The sequence below is a fragment of the Nocardia sp. NPDC059236 genome, from assembly GCF_042754085.1.
GTDB lineage: Bacteria > Actinomycetota > Actinomycetes > Mycobacteriales > Mycobacteriaceae > Nocardia.
In genome coordinates this window covers 1-1,065 of the sequence record NZ_JBHZAF010000114.1, presented here as the reverse complement: position 1 = coordinate 1,065, position 1,065 = coordinate 1, and the positions used below count along the sequence as shown (strand labels likewise).

Sequence of the window (1,065 nt, the reverse complement as noted above, 5' to 3'; positions counted from 1 at the left end):
TGCCGAGCGCCGCGAGCCGACTGCGGGCAGCGGCGTGCGGGAACGGTCGGCCGTCGGCAGCGCGGTCGAGGGCTCAACGGCTGCGAGCCCGGCCTCCGGTGGGTCGTTTCTCGTGAGCAGCCAGGTGCAGGAGGTGCTGCTGGCCTTCCCTGGCGACTTCCGGGAGGCGCTGCGGGCCGCGGCAGGCACGGATCGGCCCCGCGCCCTGGTCAACTCCATCGAGCGGGAGCTGCGTACTGCGAGTCCGCACAGGCTGGCCGACCGCGTACGGCGTCGGTGGATCTCGCACGGATACGGGCGGCTGCTGGCCGAGGGCGCGCTCAGGAGGCCAGTGGGCGCGGCGGTGGCCCTGGTCAAGGCAGGGCCGTGTCCGGACCCGGGGTGTGAGGACGGCCGGCTGGAGGACGGGGCGGCGTGCCGGGCGTGCGCAGAGCGCGAGAAGGACCGGCGGGCCGGACCGGCGCACCGTCAGGGGAGGGCGCAGCAGGCCGTGCCTGCCTCGTGTGCCTCCTGCGGCGCCGCACTGGGCGCGGACGGGGAACGGTGTGAGGAGTGCGTACGCCGAGCGAGGGCGGTCGGCGAGGAAGTCGCCGAGCTGATCGACGCGGCCGTCCGGAACTGGGCGGCGGTGCCCGGCACCCCGATCGCGGAGGTACGCGCCAAGGTGGAGCTGGCGGTCGCGCGGGCTCGCACGGACGCCGCTGCGGCGGGAGCCTCCCCGGCCGGCCAGGAGCTGGCCGCGCGCCTGGCCGCACTTGAGGAGGTCCGTCGCGCCCGGACGGCGGGGCGCGAGACGGGTGCCGAGCAGACCGGGGTCGAGCAGACGGGTGCCGAGCAGACCGGCGCCGAGAAAACTGCTCGCGGAATTCGAGCTGGTCTGACTGCAAGCCCCGATCGCCGGGGCCACCGGGGCGAGCTTCACCTTCCCTCGCAAGGCCCTCGAAGGCCGGACCAGTGCACTGGTGCGGAGCCGGTCCGGTGTCCTGGTGCGGATGGTGCGGGGTGCCCGGAGGAACGGACCGCGGTCGGCAGCAGTGGCTTGTGCGTGCGCTGTCGTGCGGTGCT

General features: G+C 75.2%; 1 protein-coding gene. It reads left to right on the top strand.

All coding sequences use genetic code 11. The annotated features are described in order from the left end of the window. Positions 1-112: 112 nt before the first annotated feature. A partial coding sequence (locus ACFXIV_RS48290) for a hypothetical protein (RefSeq protein ID WP_379421588.1) occupies positions 113-1,065 on the top strand: 953 nt, incomplete at its 3' end.